This window comes from Enterobacter sp. N18-03635 (genome assembly GCF_004006055.1).
Taxonomy (GTDB): domain Bacteria; phylum Pseudomonadota; class Gammaproteobacteria; order Enterobacterales; family Enterobacteriaceae; genus Enterobacter; species Enterobacter vonholyi.
In genome coordinates this window covers 1,223,017-1,237,862 of record NZ_CP034769.1, presented here as the reverse complement: position 1 = coordinate 1,237,862, position 14,846 = coordinate 1,223,017, and the positions used below count along the sequence as shown (strand labels likewise).

The window sequence follows — 14,846 nt, the reverse complement described above, 5'->3', positions numbered from 1 at the left end:
TTTTTGTGCTTTAATAACTTCCAGAAATTAATCGTGCTCATTCGATCAGGAAATCATATGTTCAGGAAGGATATCGTCGTCCCGTCTGGCGCAATGGCGCTTGCTCTCTGTATCTTCTCCGCACAGGCGGAACCGCTTAAGGCAACACAGTACGGCGATTTCGATCGCTATGTGTTGGCTCTGTCCTGGCAAACCGGGTTTTGCCAGAGCATGGTCGAACGCAACCGCAATGAACCTGACGAATGTCGCCTGCAAAAAGAGAGTGATAATAAAGCCGATTTTCTGACCGTTCACGGACTATGGCCCGGCCTGCCAAAATCCATCGCCGCACGCGGGGTGGATGAGCGTCGATGGATGCGTTTTGGCTGCGCCACGCGCCCCATTCCGAACATGCCGGAAGTGAAGGCCAGCCGCAAATGCGATGCCGCCGAAACCGGGCTGTCGCTTTCCGCTGCCGCAAAGCTCAACGACGTGATGCCGGGTGCAGGCGGTAATTCCTGCCTGGAACGCTACGAATACGCCAAACATGGCGTCTGCTTTGGTTTCGATCCGGATGCCTATTTCGGCACGATGGTGCGAATGAACCAGGAAGTTAAAAACAGTGCGGTCGGTAAATTCCTTGCCGATAACTACGGAAAACCCGTCAATCGCAGCGACTTTGACAGTGCCGTTGCCAAAAGCTGGGGCAGGGAGAACATCAAAGCGATCAAGCTGACATGCAACGGCAACCCGGCGTATCTGACCGAGATGCAGATTTCGCTGAAGGCTGACACTATCAACAACCCGCTTTCTGCAGCGTCATTTGCGCCGCAGCCACATCCAGGTAACTGCGGAAATCAATTCGTGATTGATAAAGCCGGTTACTGACCCACAGTCGGGCGAACCATATCAAACCGGTTTTCGTCACTGATGCCATAATACGCCGTCGGCCCACCCGCACGCAGGATGGGCTGCGCTTTCGCCGTCTGGTATATCCCCTCTTCCAGCAGCGTTTCGGCAATATGGATACCGACCACCTCCCCCAACACCAGCCAGGTATCGACCGGTGTGCCGTCGGCACCGGTAAGCTGAATGCACTGTGACAGGCGGCACTCAAAGTTCACCGGGCTTTCTGCGACGCGGGGCGCGTTAACCAGTTGACTTGCCGCTGGCGTGAGCCCGGCAAAGCTAAATTCATCCCGATCGTGCGGAAGCATTGCAGAGGTTTGATTCATCGCGTGCGCGAGATCGCGCGTTGCCAGGTTCCAGACAAATTCCTTTGTTTCGGTAATATTACGCACGCTGTCCTTCCAGCCGTTGCTGGAAAAGCCGATGATCGGCGGGCGATAGTTAAAGCAGTTAAAGAAGCTATACGGCGCGAGATTGAGCTGACCGGCCTTATCGCAGGAGGAGATCCAGCCAATCGGACGTGGACCAATAATGGCGTTTAGCGGGTCATGCGGCAGGCCGTGCCCCTGGGACGGTTGATAGAAGTACATAGTGCTCTCTCGTTGGTGGGCAACGCCCGGATACAGGACACTCAGCGTAACGTATTCCGCCGGGAATGAAGACTGAATAAATTTCAGCGAAAATTCATATGGACCATGAATGTGACCTTCATCACTTCAAACTTGCGCGCTCAGCCAGTATCATCGGGAGAGTTAAACCCTCGCTGCCAGACGGCGAGGGTTTTCTTTTGGATCAGTTTCTGCGTTAGACGCAGCATTAACGACATGGAGTAAAAAATGTCCAGACCTACCATTATCATCAATGAGCTCGACGCAGAACGTATCGACAGACTGCTGGAAAAAGCGGAGTTCGCCTCGCTCCCCGTGGCCGACGCCCTTAATGAGGAGCTCGACCGGGCACAGATGTGCACGCCTGAGACGATGCCGCATGACGTGGTCACTATGAACAGCCAGGTGAAATTCCGCAACCTGACCACCGGTGAAGAGTTGACCCGCACGCTGGTTTATCCGGCTCAGATGACCGACAGCAGCACACAGCTTTCTGTTCTGGCCCCTGTGGGTGCCGCACTGCTGGGGCTGCGTACGGGGGATACGATCCACTGGGAATTGCCGGGCGGCGCCTCTGCCCATCTGGAAGTACTGGCGTTGCTCTACCAGCCAGAAGCTGCGGGCGATTACCTGCGTTAAACACTTCTGAACAAGCGCCCACCCGCTTTGCACAGAGGATGCAGCCGCATCCTCTTTCCGTAAATTCACCCCATTTTCTTATATCGCGCAAAAGACCCTTAACCCAGGCTTAATCTGTTTTGGTGCCGCGGGGACGGTCATGAGTGAGATACTGGCTATCACACTTATTTTTCTCATTATTGTGGCGATTATCGTCGCGGCCGTGCTTTATCTTGAACGCCACAGTTAAGCGAGAACTCATGCAACCCCACCCGGGAAAGCATTTACCAGGCCCTTAACTTTCTGCTCTGCGGCCTCGGGTGTTTCCGCACCAGGGACCAGAATCACCTTCCGGCACTCTTCCTCCCGTTTTTCGAATACCTTATAGGCGCGTTCCGCATCCGCAAGGGGAAGATAATGGGTCACGATCTCTTCCGGGGTAAGCAGCCCTTTTTCGATCAGCGGTAACAGTTCACCCAGCCAGGCATGGACGTGCGTCTGGCCCATCTTAAACGTCAGCCCCTTATCGAAGGCATCGCCAAACAGGAAGCCATGAATAAACCCAGCGTACACGCCGGGTACGCTGACCACCCCACCGCGCCGTACGGCAGCAATGCACTGACGCAACGCTTTGCCGCTACTACCTTCAATTTTAAGATTGCTGAGGATCGTTTCAGTGGTGCTACCTTTCGCTTCAAACCCGACTGCATCAATCACGGCGTCAACGCCGCGATGGCCCGCGGTCTGTTCGATGATTTTTTCCGCCGCGTCGTTATCATCATCAAAGTTGATAGGGATTGCGCCGTAACGCGCCTCTGCAAATCGCAACCGGTACGGATGATGATCGATAACAAAGATCTGCTCAGCCCCCAGCAGTCGCGCGCAGGCAATGGTCAGTAGCCCCACCGGCCCAGCACCGAAAACCGCTACGCTTGAGCCTTTTTCAATCTGCGCATTTTTTGCCGCCTGCCAGGCCGTGGGCAAAATATCGGAAAGGAATAACGCTTTATCATCGGAAAGAAGCTGCGGGACCTTAAACGGCCCGACGTTGCCTTTTGGCACGCGGACATATTCCGCCTGTCCCCCCGGCACGCCGCCGTAGAGATGGCTATAGCCAAACAGCGCGGCCGGTGCGGGTATTTGCTTTTTGTTCAGCGCGGCACCCTGCCCGGCATTGGTATTCTCACAGGCCGCGTATTGCTGCAGACGACAGAAGAAACAGTCTCCGCAGGCGATGACAAAGGGGATCACCACGCGATCGCCTTTTTGCAAATTCTTCACCTCTGTGCCGCACTCGACGATTTCCCCCATAAACTCATGGCCAAAAATGTCGCCGTGCTGCACCTTCGGGATCTTTCCGCGATAAAGATGTAAATCGGAGCCGCATATAGCCGTGGCCGTAACGCGCAGAATGATATCGTCAGGCTGTTCGATGATGGGATCGGGGACATTCTCGACGCGAACATGGTGCGGACCGTGATACGTAAGTGCTTTCATGCGACCTCCGAAAGGCTTCAGGTAAGTGTATAAGGGTAGCTACCCCTGAAGGTCTGCCCTGGAATACGGGGCTTTTGAGATTTATCCTGGTGAGATAAGAAAACTGACGGAGCGCTTACAGAAACCATTAATATTTTATGGTTAAATGAGTTCAGCGTTTATAAACAAGGAGAAACGGGTATGTATCAGAGAATCATTATGCCGGTTGATGTTTTTGAGATGGAGCTGAGCGACAAGGCCGTTCGCCATGCGGAGTTCCTGGCGCAGCAGGACGGTGTTATCCATCTTTTACACGTACTGCCAGGCTCCGCCAGCCTGAGCCTGCACCGCTTTGCTGCCGACGTGCGTCGCTTCGAAGAGCATCTGCAGCACGAGGCGGAAACGCGCCTGCAAACCATGGTCAGCCACTTCAGCATCGACTCTTCACGAATCAAAACGCACGTCAGATTCGGCAGCGTTCGCGATGCGGTAAACGAACTGGCGAACGAACTGAAGGCAGACGTGGTGGTCATCGGTTCGCGCAACCCTTCCATTACCACGCATCTGCTGGGCTCTAACGCCTCCAGCGTCATCCGCCACACCCATATACCGGTGATGGTCGTCAGATAAAAAAAGAGGCCACCTTTCGGTGGCCTCTCGCTATTGCAGGTGTAGCCTTACTTTCTTTTCTTATGCGGTTTTGGTGCGAATAAGATAGTCAAATGAACTCAGAGACGCCTTCGCCCCTTCGCCCGTGGCGATAATGATCTGTTTGTACGGCACGGTGGTGCAGTCGCCCGCCGCAAACACGCCTTTCACGCTGGTTTCACACTTCGCATTAATGATGATTTCACCCATGCGGTTGCGCTCAATCGCGCCTTCCAGCCAGGTGGTGTTTGGCAGCAGACCAATCTGCACAAAGATCCCTGACAGCTGAACGCTGTGCACGTCGCCGCTCACGCGGTCGCGATATTCCAGACCGGTCACTTTGCTGCCGTCGCCCTTCACTTCCGTCGTCTGCGCGTTCAGTACGATGTCGACGTTTTTCAGGCTGCGAACTTTATCCTGAAGAACCTGGTCGGCTTTCATCTCCGGAGCGAACTCCAGAAGGGTTACGTGTTCAACAATCCCCGCCAGGTCAATGGCCGCTTCCACGCCGGAGTTACCGCCGCCAATCACCGCCACGCGTTTACCTTTGAAGAGTGGACCGTCGCAGTGCGGACAGTAGGTCACGCCTTTGGTGCGATACTGATCTTCACCCGGGACGTTCATGTTGCGCCATTTCGCACCGGTGGCAATGATAATGCTGCGGGCTTTCAGCACCGCGCCAGAGGCGGTTTCAATCTGGTGTAAACCACCCTCGACCGCTGCCGGAACCAGCTTGCTGGCGCTCTGGCTGTCGATCACGTCCACGTTATAGTCGCTGACGTGCGCCTTCAGCGCCCCCGCCAGCTTCTGGCCTTCGGTCTTCGGCACGGAGATGTAGTTTTCGATGTCCACGGTATCGAGCACCTGGCCGCCAAAGCGTTCGCCCATCAGGCCGGTACGAATACCTTTACGCGCGGAGTAAACCGCTGCTGCCGCGCCGGCAGGGCCAGAACCGACGATCAGCACGTCGTAGGCATCGCGTTTGTTCAGCTCTTCCGCCGCACGTTTTTCAGCACCGGTATCCACTTTGGCAACGATTTCAGTCAGCGTCATGCGGCCCTGGCCGAACTCTTTGCCGTTCATGTAGACCGCCGGAACGCCCATCACGTTGCGATCGGTGATTTCATTCTGGAAGGTACCGCCATCAATCGCCGTGTGCTTGATGCGCGGGTTCAGGACCGACATCAGGTTCAGCGCCTGCACCACGTCCGGGCAGTTGTGGCAGGAGAGCGAGTAGTAGGTTTCAAACTCGAAATCACCGTCGATATCGCGGATTTGCTCCAGAAGCGCCTGCGCTTCTTTTGACGGATGACCACCGGTCCACAACAGCGCCAGCACCAGTGAGGTAAACTCGTGACCCAGCGGAGAACCAGCAAAGCGTGGTCCCCGATCGGACCCTGGGTTGGTAATCAGGAAAGAGGGCTTACGGACCGGCAGCGCGTTGTCTTCTTTGAAGGTCACTTTCGGCGACAGCTCGGCGATCTCCGCCAGCAGTTCCTTGATCTCTGCCGATTTGGCGCTGTCGTCAAGCGTAGCAATCAGCTCAACGGGTTTGGTCAGTTTCTCAAGGTAGGCCTTGAGCTGGGTTTTCATGTTTGTGTCGAGCATTGTTCTTCCCTCTCTTAAGACGTCATCATGCAAGCTGCCTTATACGGGCGGCCTGAATGCAACTTGCATCATGGTGCTGGAATGAAATGGGCGCGGGTGCGCCCATTGATTACCGAATGGGCAAAACTTAGATTTTACCAACCAGATCTAAGGATGGAGCCAGCGTTGCTTCGCCTTCTTTCCATTTCGCCGGGCACACTTCGCCTGGGTGAGAAGCCACGTACTGAGCGGCTTTCACTTTACGCAGCAGGTCAGAAGCATCACGGCCGATACCTTCAGCGGTAACTTCGATAGCCTGGATAATGCCCTGCGGGTCAACAACGAAGGTGGCGCGGTCAGCCAGGCCTTCATCTTCACGCATGTTGTCGAAGTTACGGGTCAGGGCGCCAGTCGGGTCGCCGATCATCGCGTATTTGATTTTGGCGATGGTTTCAGAGCTGCTGTGCCATGCTTTGTGGGTGAAGTGGGTATCGGTAGAGACAGAGTAAACGTCTACGCCCAGCTTCTGCAGTTCTTCGTAATGGTCTGCCACGTCGCCCAGTTCAGTCGGGCAAACGAAGGTAAAGTCAGCCGGATAGAAGAAGAAGACGCTCCAGCGGCCTTCGGTATCTTTCTCGGTAACTTCGATGAACTCACCGTTTTTGAACGCCTGGTTTTTGAAAGGTTTAATTTTGGTATTAATCAAAGACATCTGTACTTCCTCCGTGTTTTCGTTGAGATGTAAGGTAACCAACTTTATTCATCGGGGCTAATGCGTATGCTTTATCAAATCAATCAGCCAAACCTTACAACGTCGACAAGACAACAAGGTGAACCTTTTACAGGAAAGCCTAAAAGTAAAAAGGCCGCCTTAACGGGCGGCCCTGATACCTGAATTCCCCGCAGGTACATTCAGTGCCAGCCGAAACTGGCGTTGCGTTGCGCTCTACAACCCTTTATATCAAGGCGGTAACAGCCGTTTGATTACACCACCCGCGCTGGGATTGAGCAATCCATAAGAGAGGCATTCCTGCCTATGGCTGTGATAGGCTATGTCGAACATCATTGCGGAGCGTTATAAATTTATTTTTATTATAAAACAATCACAATATATAAGTGACAATTGTCATTTAATACGCTCACTCCCACCTCGAGGATAAAATTATCCTAATCGTCTTCGAAGCGCTATATCAATAATCTGGCACCGTGATATATTAAGATGATTTTAATTTAAAACTAAGAAAGTTAACCGAACGGATTGTTAATGGTTAGCTTCGAACTATTGTTATCAGTTATATGATAACCACAGCAAACGCAGCATCTCAGGACGAAACATGGCAAACCTCTATGACCTTAAAAAATTCGATCTTAATCTGTTAGTCATTTTCGAGTGTATTTACCAACACCTTAGTATCAGTAAAGCCGCCGAGACGCTGTATATCACGCCCTCTGCCGTGAGCCAGTCACTGCAACGCCTGAGAGGACAACTTAACGATCCTCTGTTTATCCGTTCCGGAAAAGGGATCACGCCCACGACCGTCGGCGTCAATTTGCATCATCATCTGGAACAGAACCTGAACCAGCTAGAGCAGACTATCAATATCATGCACAGCAGCGGGTTGAAGAAGAATTTTGTCATTTATTGCCCGCATTTTATGAGTACGAAAGCAACCCTTGACCCTATAAAACTGCTCATGAACAACCATAACTATTCAATTGAATTACATGATATTTTTCTTTCTCCTGATTCAGCGGAAGATCTCCTAGCCTACAGAAGAGCGGACTTGATATTCTCGTATTCCTCTTCTAACAGTCATTCTGTCGCCTGTAGCCTCTACCATAAACTTCCTTTCGTTCTCGTTTGTCGGGAGGGTCATCCCCGTCTCGGTGAAAATCCTACGCGTGAAGAAATTCTGAATGAAAACTTCACCGCCTGCCTGAACGGTGAGAACAGCTTCAAAGGCTATCAGGACAAGGCCGATAACCTGTTATTCGAAAGAAATATCGTCTATCGTAGCGACTCTTTTATATCCCTTCTGTCGATGATCGGTTCATCCGATCTCATAGGTTTAGTACCCACGTCGGCCTTCGAACAATATGGGCCTGCCCTCAACCTGCGCAAAGTGGAAACAGACATTCATTTCCCCAGCATTGATATTTACATGATGTATAATCGTTCTGCGCTCAATAGCTCGGCATTCGCCAGTTTTATTGAAGAAATATCATTACCGTGAGATATTGATGGGGCTTTCGCACCAAATGGGAAACATACTGTTAAAACATACACCACCGTTATAGAACTACGCGACATAACCGTCATATATCCAATTAATTATTGACTGATATAATCCTATCTTTAGTTTTGACGCTACAGTCTGGTATTTATTCCTCAGGATGAGAATAAGCATGTCAATTTATAAATACCCTTTAAACCAGGATGTTCTTACTGCTGCACGGGAGCGAATAAAATGGACTCTCGAAAATTTTCCCAGAACCTGTGTTTCTTTTTCAGGTGGAAAAGACTCCACCGTCATGCTGCATCTGGTTGCCCAACAGGCGCGACAGATGAAAGTCAAAATAGATGTGCTCTTTATTGACTGGGAGGCTCAGTTTTCCCATACCATTAACCATGTGCAACATATGCGTGAATTGTACAGCGATGTCATTGACCATTTCTGGTGGGTCGCGCTTCCCCTGACAACGCAAAATTCACTGTCGCAATTCCAGCCGGAATGGCAATGCTGGGAACCCGGTACCCAATGGGTCCGCCAGCCTCCTGACGATGCGATAACCGATCCCGCTTATTTTCCTTTCTACCAGCCTGGCATGACGTTTGAAACCTTTGTCCGCAGTTTCTGCGACTGGTTCTCTCTCAATCGCCCGGCGGCGGTACTGATTGGCATCCGCGCCGATGAGTCTTACAACCGTTTCCTGGCTATCGCATCGGCGCGTAAGCAGCGGTTTGCCGACGATAAGCCCTGGACTACCGTCGCACCAGGAGGACATGCCTGGTATATCTATCCTCTCTACGACTGGAAAACCGCCGATATATGGACCTGGTTCGCCAAATCAGGTTGTTGCTATAACCCACTTTATGACCTGATGTTTCAGGCTGGCGTGCCGCTACGCTACATGCGTATTTGTGAACCCTTTGGCCCGGAACAGCGCCAGGGACTATGGCTCTACCACGTTGTTGAGCCCGATCGCTGGGCGGCCATGTGCGAGCGCGTGAGCGGCGCGCGCAGCGGAGGAATGTACGCCGGACACGATAATCATTTTTATGGTCACCGAAAAATTTTGAAACCCGAACACCTCTGCTGGCGCGAATATGCCATGTTGCTCCTCGAAAGCATGCCGCAAAATACGGCTGAGCATTACCGCAATAAAATCGCCATTTATCTGCACTGGTATCAGAAGAGAGGCATGGAGGATATTCCCGATACTCAGGACGGTGATATCGGAGCCAAAGACATTCCCTCATGGCGCCGTATTTGCAAAGTTCTCCTGAATAACGACTACTGGTGCAGGGCGCTATCGTTCAGCCCGAACAAACCCAAACATTATCAGCGCTACAGCGACAGAGTGAAGGCTAAACGCAAGGAGTGGGGCATATTATGCGACAAAGACTAATCACCGAGATGGAAACGTACCTTCAGTCACTTTCAGAAGAGGACCGCATTAACGCCATAAATGCTTTTCGTGAGGCAATCCATAAACACAGTCCGTTTCGCGAGCAACCGATAGACTGCGTCCTCTGGATAAGACAGGACGCTATTACCGCTAACGATTACAATCCCAATAACGTTGCCCCCCCAGAAAAACGGCTGCTCAGTAAGTCGCTGGAACTCGATGGATTCACCCAACCTATCGTTGTGACAGAAAGTGAACCGCAACACTACGAAATCGTGGATGGTTTTCATCGCCATGAAATCGGTAAAAATCGGCCGGCGTTGAAGCGTCAGCTTAAGGGTTATCTCCCCGTCACCTGCCTGCGTCGGGATCGGCAGGATAAACATAACCGTATGGCCGCCACGATTCGCCACAATCGGGCGCGGGGTCGACACCAGATTAACGCCATGTCGGAAATCGTTCGCGAGCTGGCGCTGCTTGGCTGGAATGATGAGAGAATAGGCAAGGAGCTGGGAATGGACAGCGATGAAGTCTTGCGCCTCAAGCAAATCAACGGCCTGCTGGAGCTGTTTGCAGACCGCCGTTACTCAGAAGCCTGGACGGTGAAATAATCAGAGCGTGTTCAGGCGCTCTGCCGCCGCCAGCAGCGTCGATTCCTGCTTCGCAAAGCACAGGCGGATCAGCTTGTGCGGGAAGGGATCGGCGCAGAACACCGACAGAGGAATGGCGGCCACGCCGACCTCTTTCGTCAGCCACTGGCAGAAACTCACGTCGTCCAGCTCCGATATCGCGCTGTAGTCCGCGAGCAGGAAATAGGTCCCTTCTGAGGGCAAAATTTCCAGACGGCTTTTGCTTAATGCCGTCACAAACAGATCCCGACGTTCACGATAGAAGTGCGGCAGCTCGCGGTAATGTCCGGGCTCAGCGCGCAGCATATCCGCCAGCGCCAGCTGGGCCGGCGTGTTCACGGCAAAGGTCAGGTACTGGTGCACCTTGCGCAGCTCAGCGCTGATGGCCGCCGGTGCGACGCAGTAGCCCACTTTCCAGCCGGTCATATGGTAAGTCTTGCCGAATGACGAGACGGCGATAGCACGCCCGCGAAGCTGCGGATAGGCCAGCACGCTGGCGTGTCCCTCTTCAGCAAAGCAAATGTGCTCATAGACCTCATCGCTCAGCACGTAAATTTCGCGTTCCGCAATTGCCTGCCACAGCGCGGCGAAATCGGCTTTCTGCCACACCGTCGCCGACGGATTGTGCGGGGTATTCAGGATCACCAGGCGGGTTTTGTCGCTCAGCAGCGCAGCAAACGCCTGCCAGTCAGGGCGGAAATGCGGCGGCTGGAGCGCCACGCGTTTCACCACGCCGCCGGAGAGTTCAACCGCAGGCGCATAGCTGTCGTAGCTCGGATCAAAGCAGATGACTTCATCGTCCGTACGCACCAGCGCGGTGATGGCGGCATACAGCGCTTCGGTCGCCCCTGCCGTCACCGTAATGTCGCTGTTCGCATCGGGCTTATAGCCATACAGCTCCGCCGTTTTATCCGCAATGGCTTCCCGCAGCGCCTGCACGCCCGTCATCGGTGCATACTGATTTGCCCCCTGCGCCACGTGGTAAGCGAGACGCTCCTGCAGATACGTCGGGCCATCGAAATCCGGGAACCCCTGAGAAAGGTTAATGGCGTTGTGCTTTTGCGCCAGAGCGCTCATCTGCGTAAAGATGGTGGTACCGAGATTGGGAAGTTTACTCTGCGGAATCAATGCGTTATTGCTCATTGTGTCGTGCCTGTCTGTAATACTTATGTTGCTGCCACTATAACACGATGTTAGTCTTTGGCAATCAAGACGCTTAGACGTCTAAACCATATGGATATTCCTGGCCGAGAGGGTAAAAGGAAATGAGAGATAATCTGCAACTCACGCATCTGGTCGACGCCTGCCGCTGGATTGGTGCCAAAGGCTGGGCCCCCGCCACAGGCGGCAATATGTCGGTGCGTCAGGACGAACATCTGTGCTGGCTCAGCGAATCCGGAAAGGACAAAGGCAGCCTCACCACCGATGACTTCCTGCAGGTCGAGATTGCCACCAATCGCGCCCCGTCCGGTCGTAAACCGTCGGCGGAGACCGGGCTGCACACCCTTATCTATCGTCTGTTTCCTGAAGCCAACGCCGTCCTTCACGTTCACACGGTTAACGCCACGGTGCTGTCCCGTCTGGTCAAAGAAGCCGAGCTCAACATCAGCGGCTTTGAGATGCAAAAATCCCTCACCGGGCAGACCACGCATATGGACACGGTGGCTATCCCGATCTTTGATAACGACCAGGATATCGACGCCCTCGCCTCCCGAATCGCCCATTACGCAGAGGAACGCCCGCTTAATTATGGTTTTCTTCTGCGCGGTCATGGCTTAACCTGCTGGGGACGCGACGTGGCCGAGGCCCGCCGTCATCTGGAAGGGCTAGAATTCTTATTTGAATGCGAAATGCGTTTACGACAACTGGAGAGAATATGATTCGCGCGATTGTGACGGATATTGAAGGGACCACCAGCGATATTCGTTTTGTCCATGACGTTTTGTTCCCCTACGCGCGTGAGCGGCTGGCGGCCTTCGTGACCGCGCAGCAGTACGCCGAGCCGGTCAAATCCATTCTGGACAACCTGCGTGATGAAATCGATAACCCGCACGCCAGCGTCGGCGAACTTATCGACGCTCTGTTTGCCTTTATGGACGAAGACCGCAAATCGACCGCGCTCAAAGCCCTGCAGGGGATCATCTGGCACGACGGCTACGTTAACGGCGACTTTACCGGACACCTCTACCCGGACGTGCTGCCTGCGCTGGAAAAGTGGAAAGCGCAAGGGATTGATCTCTATGTTTATTCCTCTGGCTCCGTCGCCGCGCAGAAACTGTTATTTGGCTACAGCGACGAAGGTGATATTACTCATCTGTTCAGCGGCTATTTCGACACCCACATCGGCGCCAAGCGCGAGGTGCAGTCTTATCAGAACATCGCGGCGCAAACGGGCATTGCCCCGTCGCAGATCCTGTTCCTGTCCGATATTCATCAGGAGCTGGATGCGGCTGAACAGGCAGGTTTTCGTACCCTGCAGCTGATTCGCGGTGATGATGACGGCGCAAGCCACCACCATCAGGTCCACCAGTTTGACGAGATTAACCCGGAGCAGATCCCTTCATGAGCGCATTGACCATTTATTCCGACAAAGACGCCAGTCAACACCAGTGGCACAGCACCGACGCCGCCGAGATTGCCCAACAGCTCAACGCGAAAGGCGTTCGGTTTGAACGCTGGGCTGCGGATCGCGATTTAGGACACGATCCCGCCCCTGAAGCCGTGATCGAGGCGTATCAACATGCGATCGACAAACTGGTGGCGGAAAAAGGCTACCAGAGCTGGGACGTGATCAGCCTGCGCGCCGACAATCCGCAGAAAGATGCGCTGCGCGCGAAGTTCCTGAACGAACACACCCACGGCGAAGACGAGGTACGCTTTTTCGTGGAAGGCGCGGGGCTGTTCTGCCTGCACATTGGCGATGAGGTGTATCAGGTGCTGTGCGAGAAAAACGACCTGATCTCCGTCCCCGCGGGCACGCCGCACTGGTTTGATATGGGCTCAGAGCCGAACTTTACCGCCATTCGTATTTTCGATAACCCGGAAGGCTGGGTGGCCCAGTTTACCGGTGATGCCATCGCGGATGCGTATCCACGCCTGGCATGATCTTTTCTCCCTCTCCCTGTGGGAGAGGGTAAGGGTGAGGGCATCCGCGCGCGTTACACCTTCAATCCCTTCACATATCCCACCAGCTGATCCAGCACAATCCCCCATCCTTCGTGGAAGCCCATCTGTTCATGCTGCTCGCGGATCTCCTTCGTCGGATGACGCGCAATCGCCGTATAGCGGGTTTTCCCCTCCCCGACATCTTCCAGCAACAAAATCGCCGTCATAAACGGCTTCTCGGCCGGTTTCCAGCCTTCGGTATAGCCGTCGGTAAAGACCAGCTTTTTACCGGGATCGATTTCCAGGAAGACGCCCCGGTTATCCATCCGCTGACCGTCCACCTCAAACACGGTGTTGAACCGCCCGCCCACGCGCAGGTCGAGATCGCATTCGGTCACCTTATGGGGAGCAGGAATGAAGAAGTTTTTGATGTGTTCCGGCGTAGTCCAGCAGAGCCAAAGCAGGTCGCGCGGTGCATCCACCACGCGCTCCAGTTTTAAGTCAGTTTCAGGATCGAGCGTCACGATGTTGTCCTCTTAAGGGAGCCCCTTAAAGGATAGCCGGACTCAGGCAAATTTCCCTTCCGCAACCTCTTCCGGCGTGACCACGCCCGTATCCAGCACCCAGCCGCTAATCAGCGAGGCTGGCGTAACGTCAAACGCCGGGTTGTAGACCTGCGCGTTTTCCGGCGCCCACTGCACCGCGCCAAAGCTTCCGGCGACGCCCGTCACCTCGCTGACGGCGCGCTGCTCAATCGGGATCGCGTCACCATTCGGGCAGTCCGGATCGAGGGTCGTTTGCGGCGCGGCCACATAGAACGGAATGCCGTGGAATTTTGCCAGCACCGCCAGGGAGTAGGTGCCGATTTTGTTCGCCACGTCGCCGTTAGCCGCAATGCGGTCTGCGCCCACCCACACGGCGTCTACCTGCCCTTTCGCCATCAGGCTGGCGGCCATGGAGTCGGTAATCAGCTGATACGGCACGCCCAGCTCGCCCAGTTCCCAGGCGGTTAATCTTCCCCCCTGCAGCAGCGGGCGGGTTTCATCGACCCAGACGTTGCTGACGTTGCCTTCCCGGTGCGCGCGAGCAATGACCCCAAGCGCCGTACCGACCCCCGCCGTTGCCAGTCCGCCGGTGTTGCAGTGGGTCAGCAGGCGGCTGCCGGGCTTCACCAGCGCGCTGCCCGCTTTCGCAATGGCATCACAGAGTCGTTTATCTTCATCAATCAGGCGCAGCGCCTCCGACACCAGCGCCGAAACATACTCTTCCTGCCACAGCGCAATCTTCAAGCGGTCGAGATTGTTCATCAGGTTCACCGCCGTCGGGCGGGACGCGCGCAGGGTTTCCAGCGCAACCGCCAGCTCGTCGCGGCTTTTGCCGTTTTCCGCCAGCAGCGCCAGCAGCAGGCTTGCAGAGAGACCAATCAGCGGCGCGCCGCGCACGCGCAGGGCGTGGATATGCCCAACCAGCGCCTCTACGGTCGAGGCATCCAGCCAGCGTTTCTCCTGCGGGAGGGCCTGCTGGTCGAGAATAAAGAGCTGATTATTCGCCACCCGCAGGCTGGTCGTCTGTAATGTCTGCATGTCGTTAATTCCCTGTTGCGTTGTTGTAGCACATTGTGTCAGGATGAAATCCAGATGTATAGACGTCTACATGT

17 protein-coding genes are annotated in these 14,846 nt (G+C 54.3%); 10 read left to right on the top strand and 7 right to left on the bottom strand.

The window, feature by feature from the left end; genetic code table 11:
• The first annotated feature begins 57 nt into the window (after positions 1-57).
• Positions 58-867, top strand: coding sequence for a ribonuclease I (gene rna / locus ELK40_RS06555; RefSeq protein ID WP_127730025.1), 810 nt, complete (start codon positions 58-60; stop codon positions 865-867).
• On the opposite strand, the gene ELK40_RS06550 is transcribed toward rna, so the two are convergent.
• Complete coding sequence (locus tag ELK40_RS06550; RefSeq protein ID WP_111964405.1) at positions 861-1,478, bottom strand: flavin reductase family protein; 618 nt, start codon at positions 1,476-1,478, stop codon at positions 861-863. The two genes, rna and ELK40_RS06550, sit on opposite strands and share 7 nt — an antisense overlap.
• A gap of 246 nt (positions 1,479-1,724) precedes the next feature.
• On the opposite strand from ELK40_RS06550, the gene rnk reads away from it, so the two are divergent.
• Positions 1,725-2,135 (top strand): nucleoside diphosphate kinase regulator, encoded by a 411-nt coding sequence (gene rnk, locus ELK40_RS06545; protein WP_033144918.1) that lies wholly within the window; start codon positions 1,725-1,727, stop codon positions 2,133-2,135.
• Positions 2,136-2,274: 139 nt separating this feature from the next.
• The gene (gene yldA, locus ELK40_RS22965; RefSeq protein WP_271367125.1) at positions 2,275-2,364 is read left to right on the top strand and encodes a small membrane protein YldA; all 90 of its coding nucleotides are present in this window, start codon (positions 2,275-2,277) and stop codon (positions 2,362-2,364) included.
• 8 nt (positions 2,365-2,372) lie between these two features.
• Here the strand turns inward: yldA and ELK40_RS06540 are convergent, their stop codons facing one another.
• On the bottom strand, positions 2,373-3,611 hold the full coding sequence (locus ELK40_RS06540; RefSeq protein ID WP_111964406.1) for a zinc-dependent alcohol dehydrogenase: 1,239 nt from the start codon (positions 3,609-3,611) through the stop codon (positions 2,373-2,375).
• 180 nt (positions 3,612-3,791) lie between these two features.
• On the opposite strand from ELK40_RS06540, the gene uspG reads away from it, so the two are divergent.
• A complete protein-coding gene (gene uspG, locus ELK40_RS06535) occupies positions 3,792-4,220 on the top strand; it encodes a universal stress protein UspG (RefSeq protein WP_127730022.1) in 429 nt (142 codons plus the stop codon).
• Positions 4,221-4,280: 60 nt separating this feature from the next.
• Here the strand turns inward: uspG and ahpF are convergent, their stop codons facing one another.
• Positions 4,281-5,846 (bottom strand): alkyl hydroperoxide reductase subunit F, encoded by a 1,566-nt coding sequence (ahpF, locus tag ELK40_RS06530; RefSeq protein WP_127730019.1) that lies wholly within the window; start codon positions 5,844-5,846, stop codon positions 4,281-4,283.
• Between the two features lie 127 nt (positions 5,847-5,973).
• Positions 5,974-6,537: an alkyl hydroperoxide reductase subunit C gene (gene ahpC / locus ELK40_RS06525; RefSeq protein ID WP_014882974.1), complete on the bottom strand. Its 564-nt coding sequence runs from the start codon at positions 6,535-6,537 to the stop codon at positions 5,974-5,976.
• Positions 6,538-7,159: 622 nt separating this feature from the next.
• Here ahpC and ELK40_RS06520 point away from each other — a divergent pair.
• The 3 genes from ELK40_RS06520 (at position 7,160) to ELK40_RS06510 (ending at position 10,066) form a co-directional block, all read left to right on the top strand.
• Positions 7,160-8,059 (top strand): LysR family transcriptional regulator, encoded by a 900-nt coding sequence (locus ELK40_RS06520; protein WP_127730016.1) that lies wholly within the window; start codon positions 7,160-7,162, stop codon positions 8,057-8,059.
• Between the two features lie 172 nt (positions 8,060-8,231).
• The gene (locus ELK40_RS06515) at positions 8,232-9,455 is read left to right on the top strand and encodes a phosphoadenosine phosphosulfate reductase (protein ID WP_127730013.1); all 1,224 of its coding nucleotides are present in this window, start codon (positions 8,232-8,234) and stop codon (positions 9,453-9,455) included.
• Positions 9,440-10,066, top strand: coding sequence for a ParB/RepB/Spo0J family partition protein (locus tag ELK40_RS06510; protein WP_127730010.1), 627 nt, complete (start codon positions 9,440-9,442; stop codon positions 10,064-10,066). Before ELK40_RS06515 ends, ELK40_RS06510 begins: the two co-directional genes overlap by 16 nt.
• Here the strand turns inward: ELK40_RS06510 and ELK40_RS06505 are convergent, their stop codons facing one another.
• The gene (locus tag ELK40_RS06505) at positions 10,067-11,227 is read right to left on the bottom strand and encodes a pyridoxal phosphate-dependent aminotransferase (RefSeq protein WP_127730007.1); all 1,161 of its coding nucleotides are present in this window, start codon (positions 11,225-11,227) and stop codon (positions 10,067-10,069) included.
• Between the two features lie 122 nt (positions 11,228-11,349).
• Between ELK40_RS06505 and ELK40_RS06500 the strand changes: the two genes are divergently transcribed.
• The 3 genes from ELK40_RS06500 to ELK40_RS06490 are packed head-to-tail and all read left to right on the top strand — an operon-like array spanning position 11,350 to position 13,189.
• Positions 11,350-11,964 (top strand): methylthioribulose 1-phosphate dehydratase, encoded by a 615-nt coding sequence (locus tag ELK40_RS06500; protein WP_115874478.1) that lies wholly within the window; start codon positions 11,350-11,352, stop codon positions 11,962-11,964.
• Positions 11,961-12,650, top strand: a complete 690-nt coding sequence (gene mtnC, locus ELK40_RS06495; protein WP_127730004.1) for an acireductone synthase — start codon at positions 11,961-11,963, stop codon at positions 12,648-12,650. Before ELK40_RS06500 ends, mtnC begins: the two co-directional genes overlap by 4 nt.
• Positions 12,647-13,189, top strand: coding sequence for an acireductone dioxygenase (locus ELK40_RS06490; protein WP_023293046.1), 543 nt, complete (start codon positions 12,647-12,649; stop codon positions 13,187-13,189). The genes mtnC and ELK40_RS06490 overlap by 4 nt, the downstream gene beginning before the upstream one ends.
• A gap of 53 nt (positions 13,190-13,242) precedes the next feature.
• Here the strand turns inward: ELK40_RS06490 and ELK40_RS06485 are convergent, their stop codons facing one another.
• Positions 13,243-13,713, bottom strand: a complete 471-nt coding sequence (locus tag ELK40_RS06485) for an SRPBCC family protein (RefSeq protein WP_127730001.1) — start codon at positions 13,711-13,713, stop codon at positions 13,243-13,245.
• A gap of 42 nt (positions 13,714-13,755) precedes the next feature.
• Positions 13,756-14,772 carry an S-methyl-5-thioribose-1-phosphate isomerase gene (gene mtnA / locus ELK40_RS06480; RefSeq protein ID WP_127729998.1) on the bottom strand — a complete coding sequence of 339 codons (1,017 nt, stop codon included), beginning with the start codon at positions 14,770-14,772 and terminating at the stop codon, positions 13,756-13,758.
• Positions 14,773-14,846: the final 74 nt, after the last annotated feature.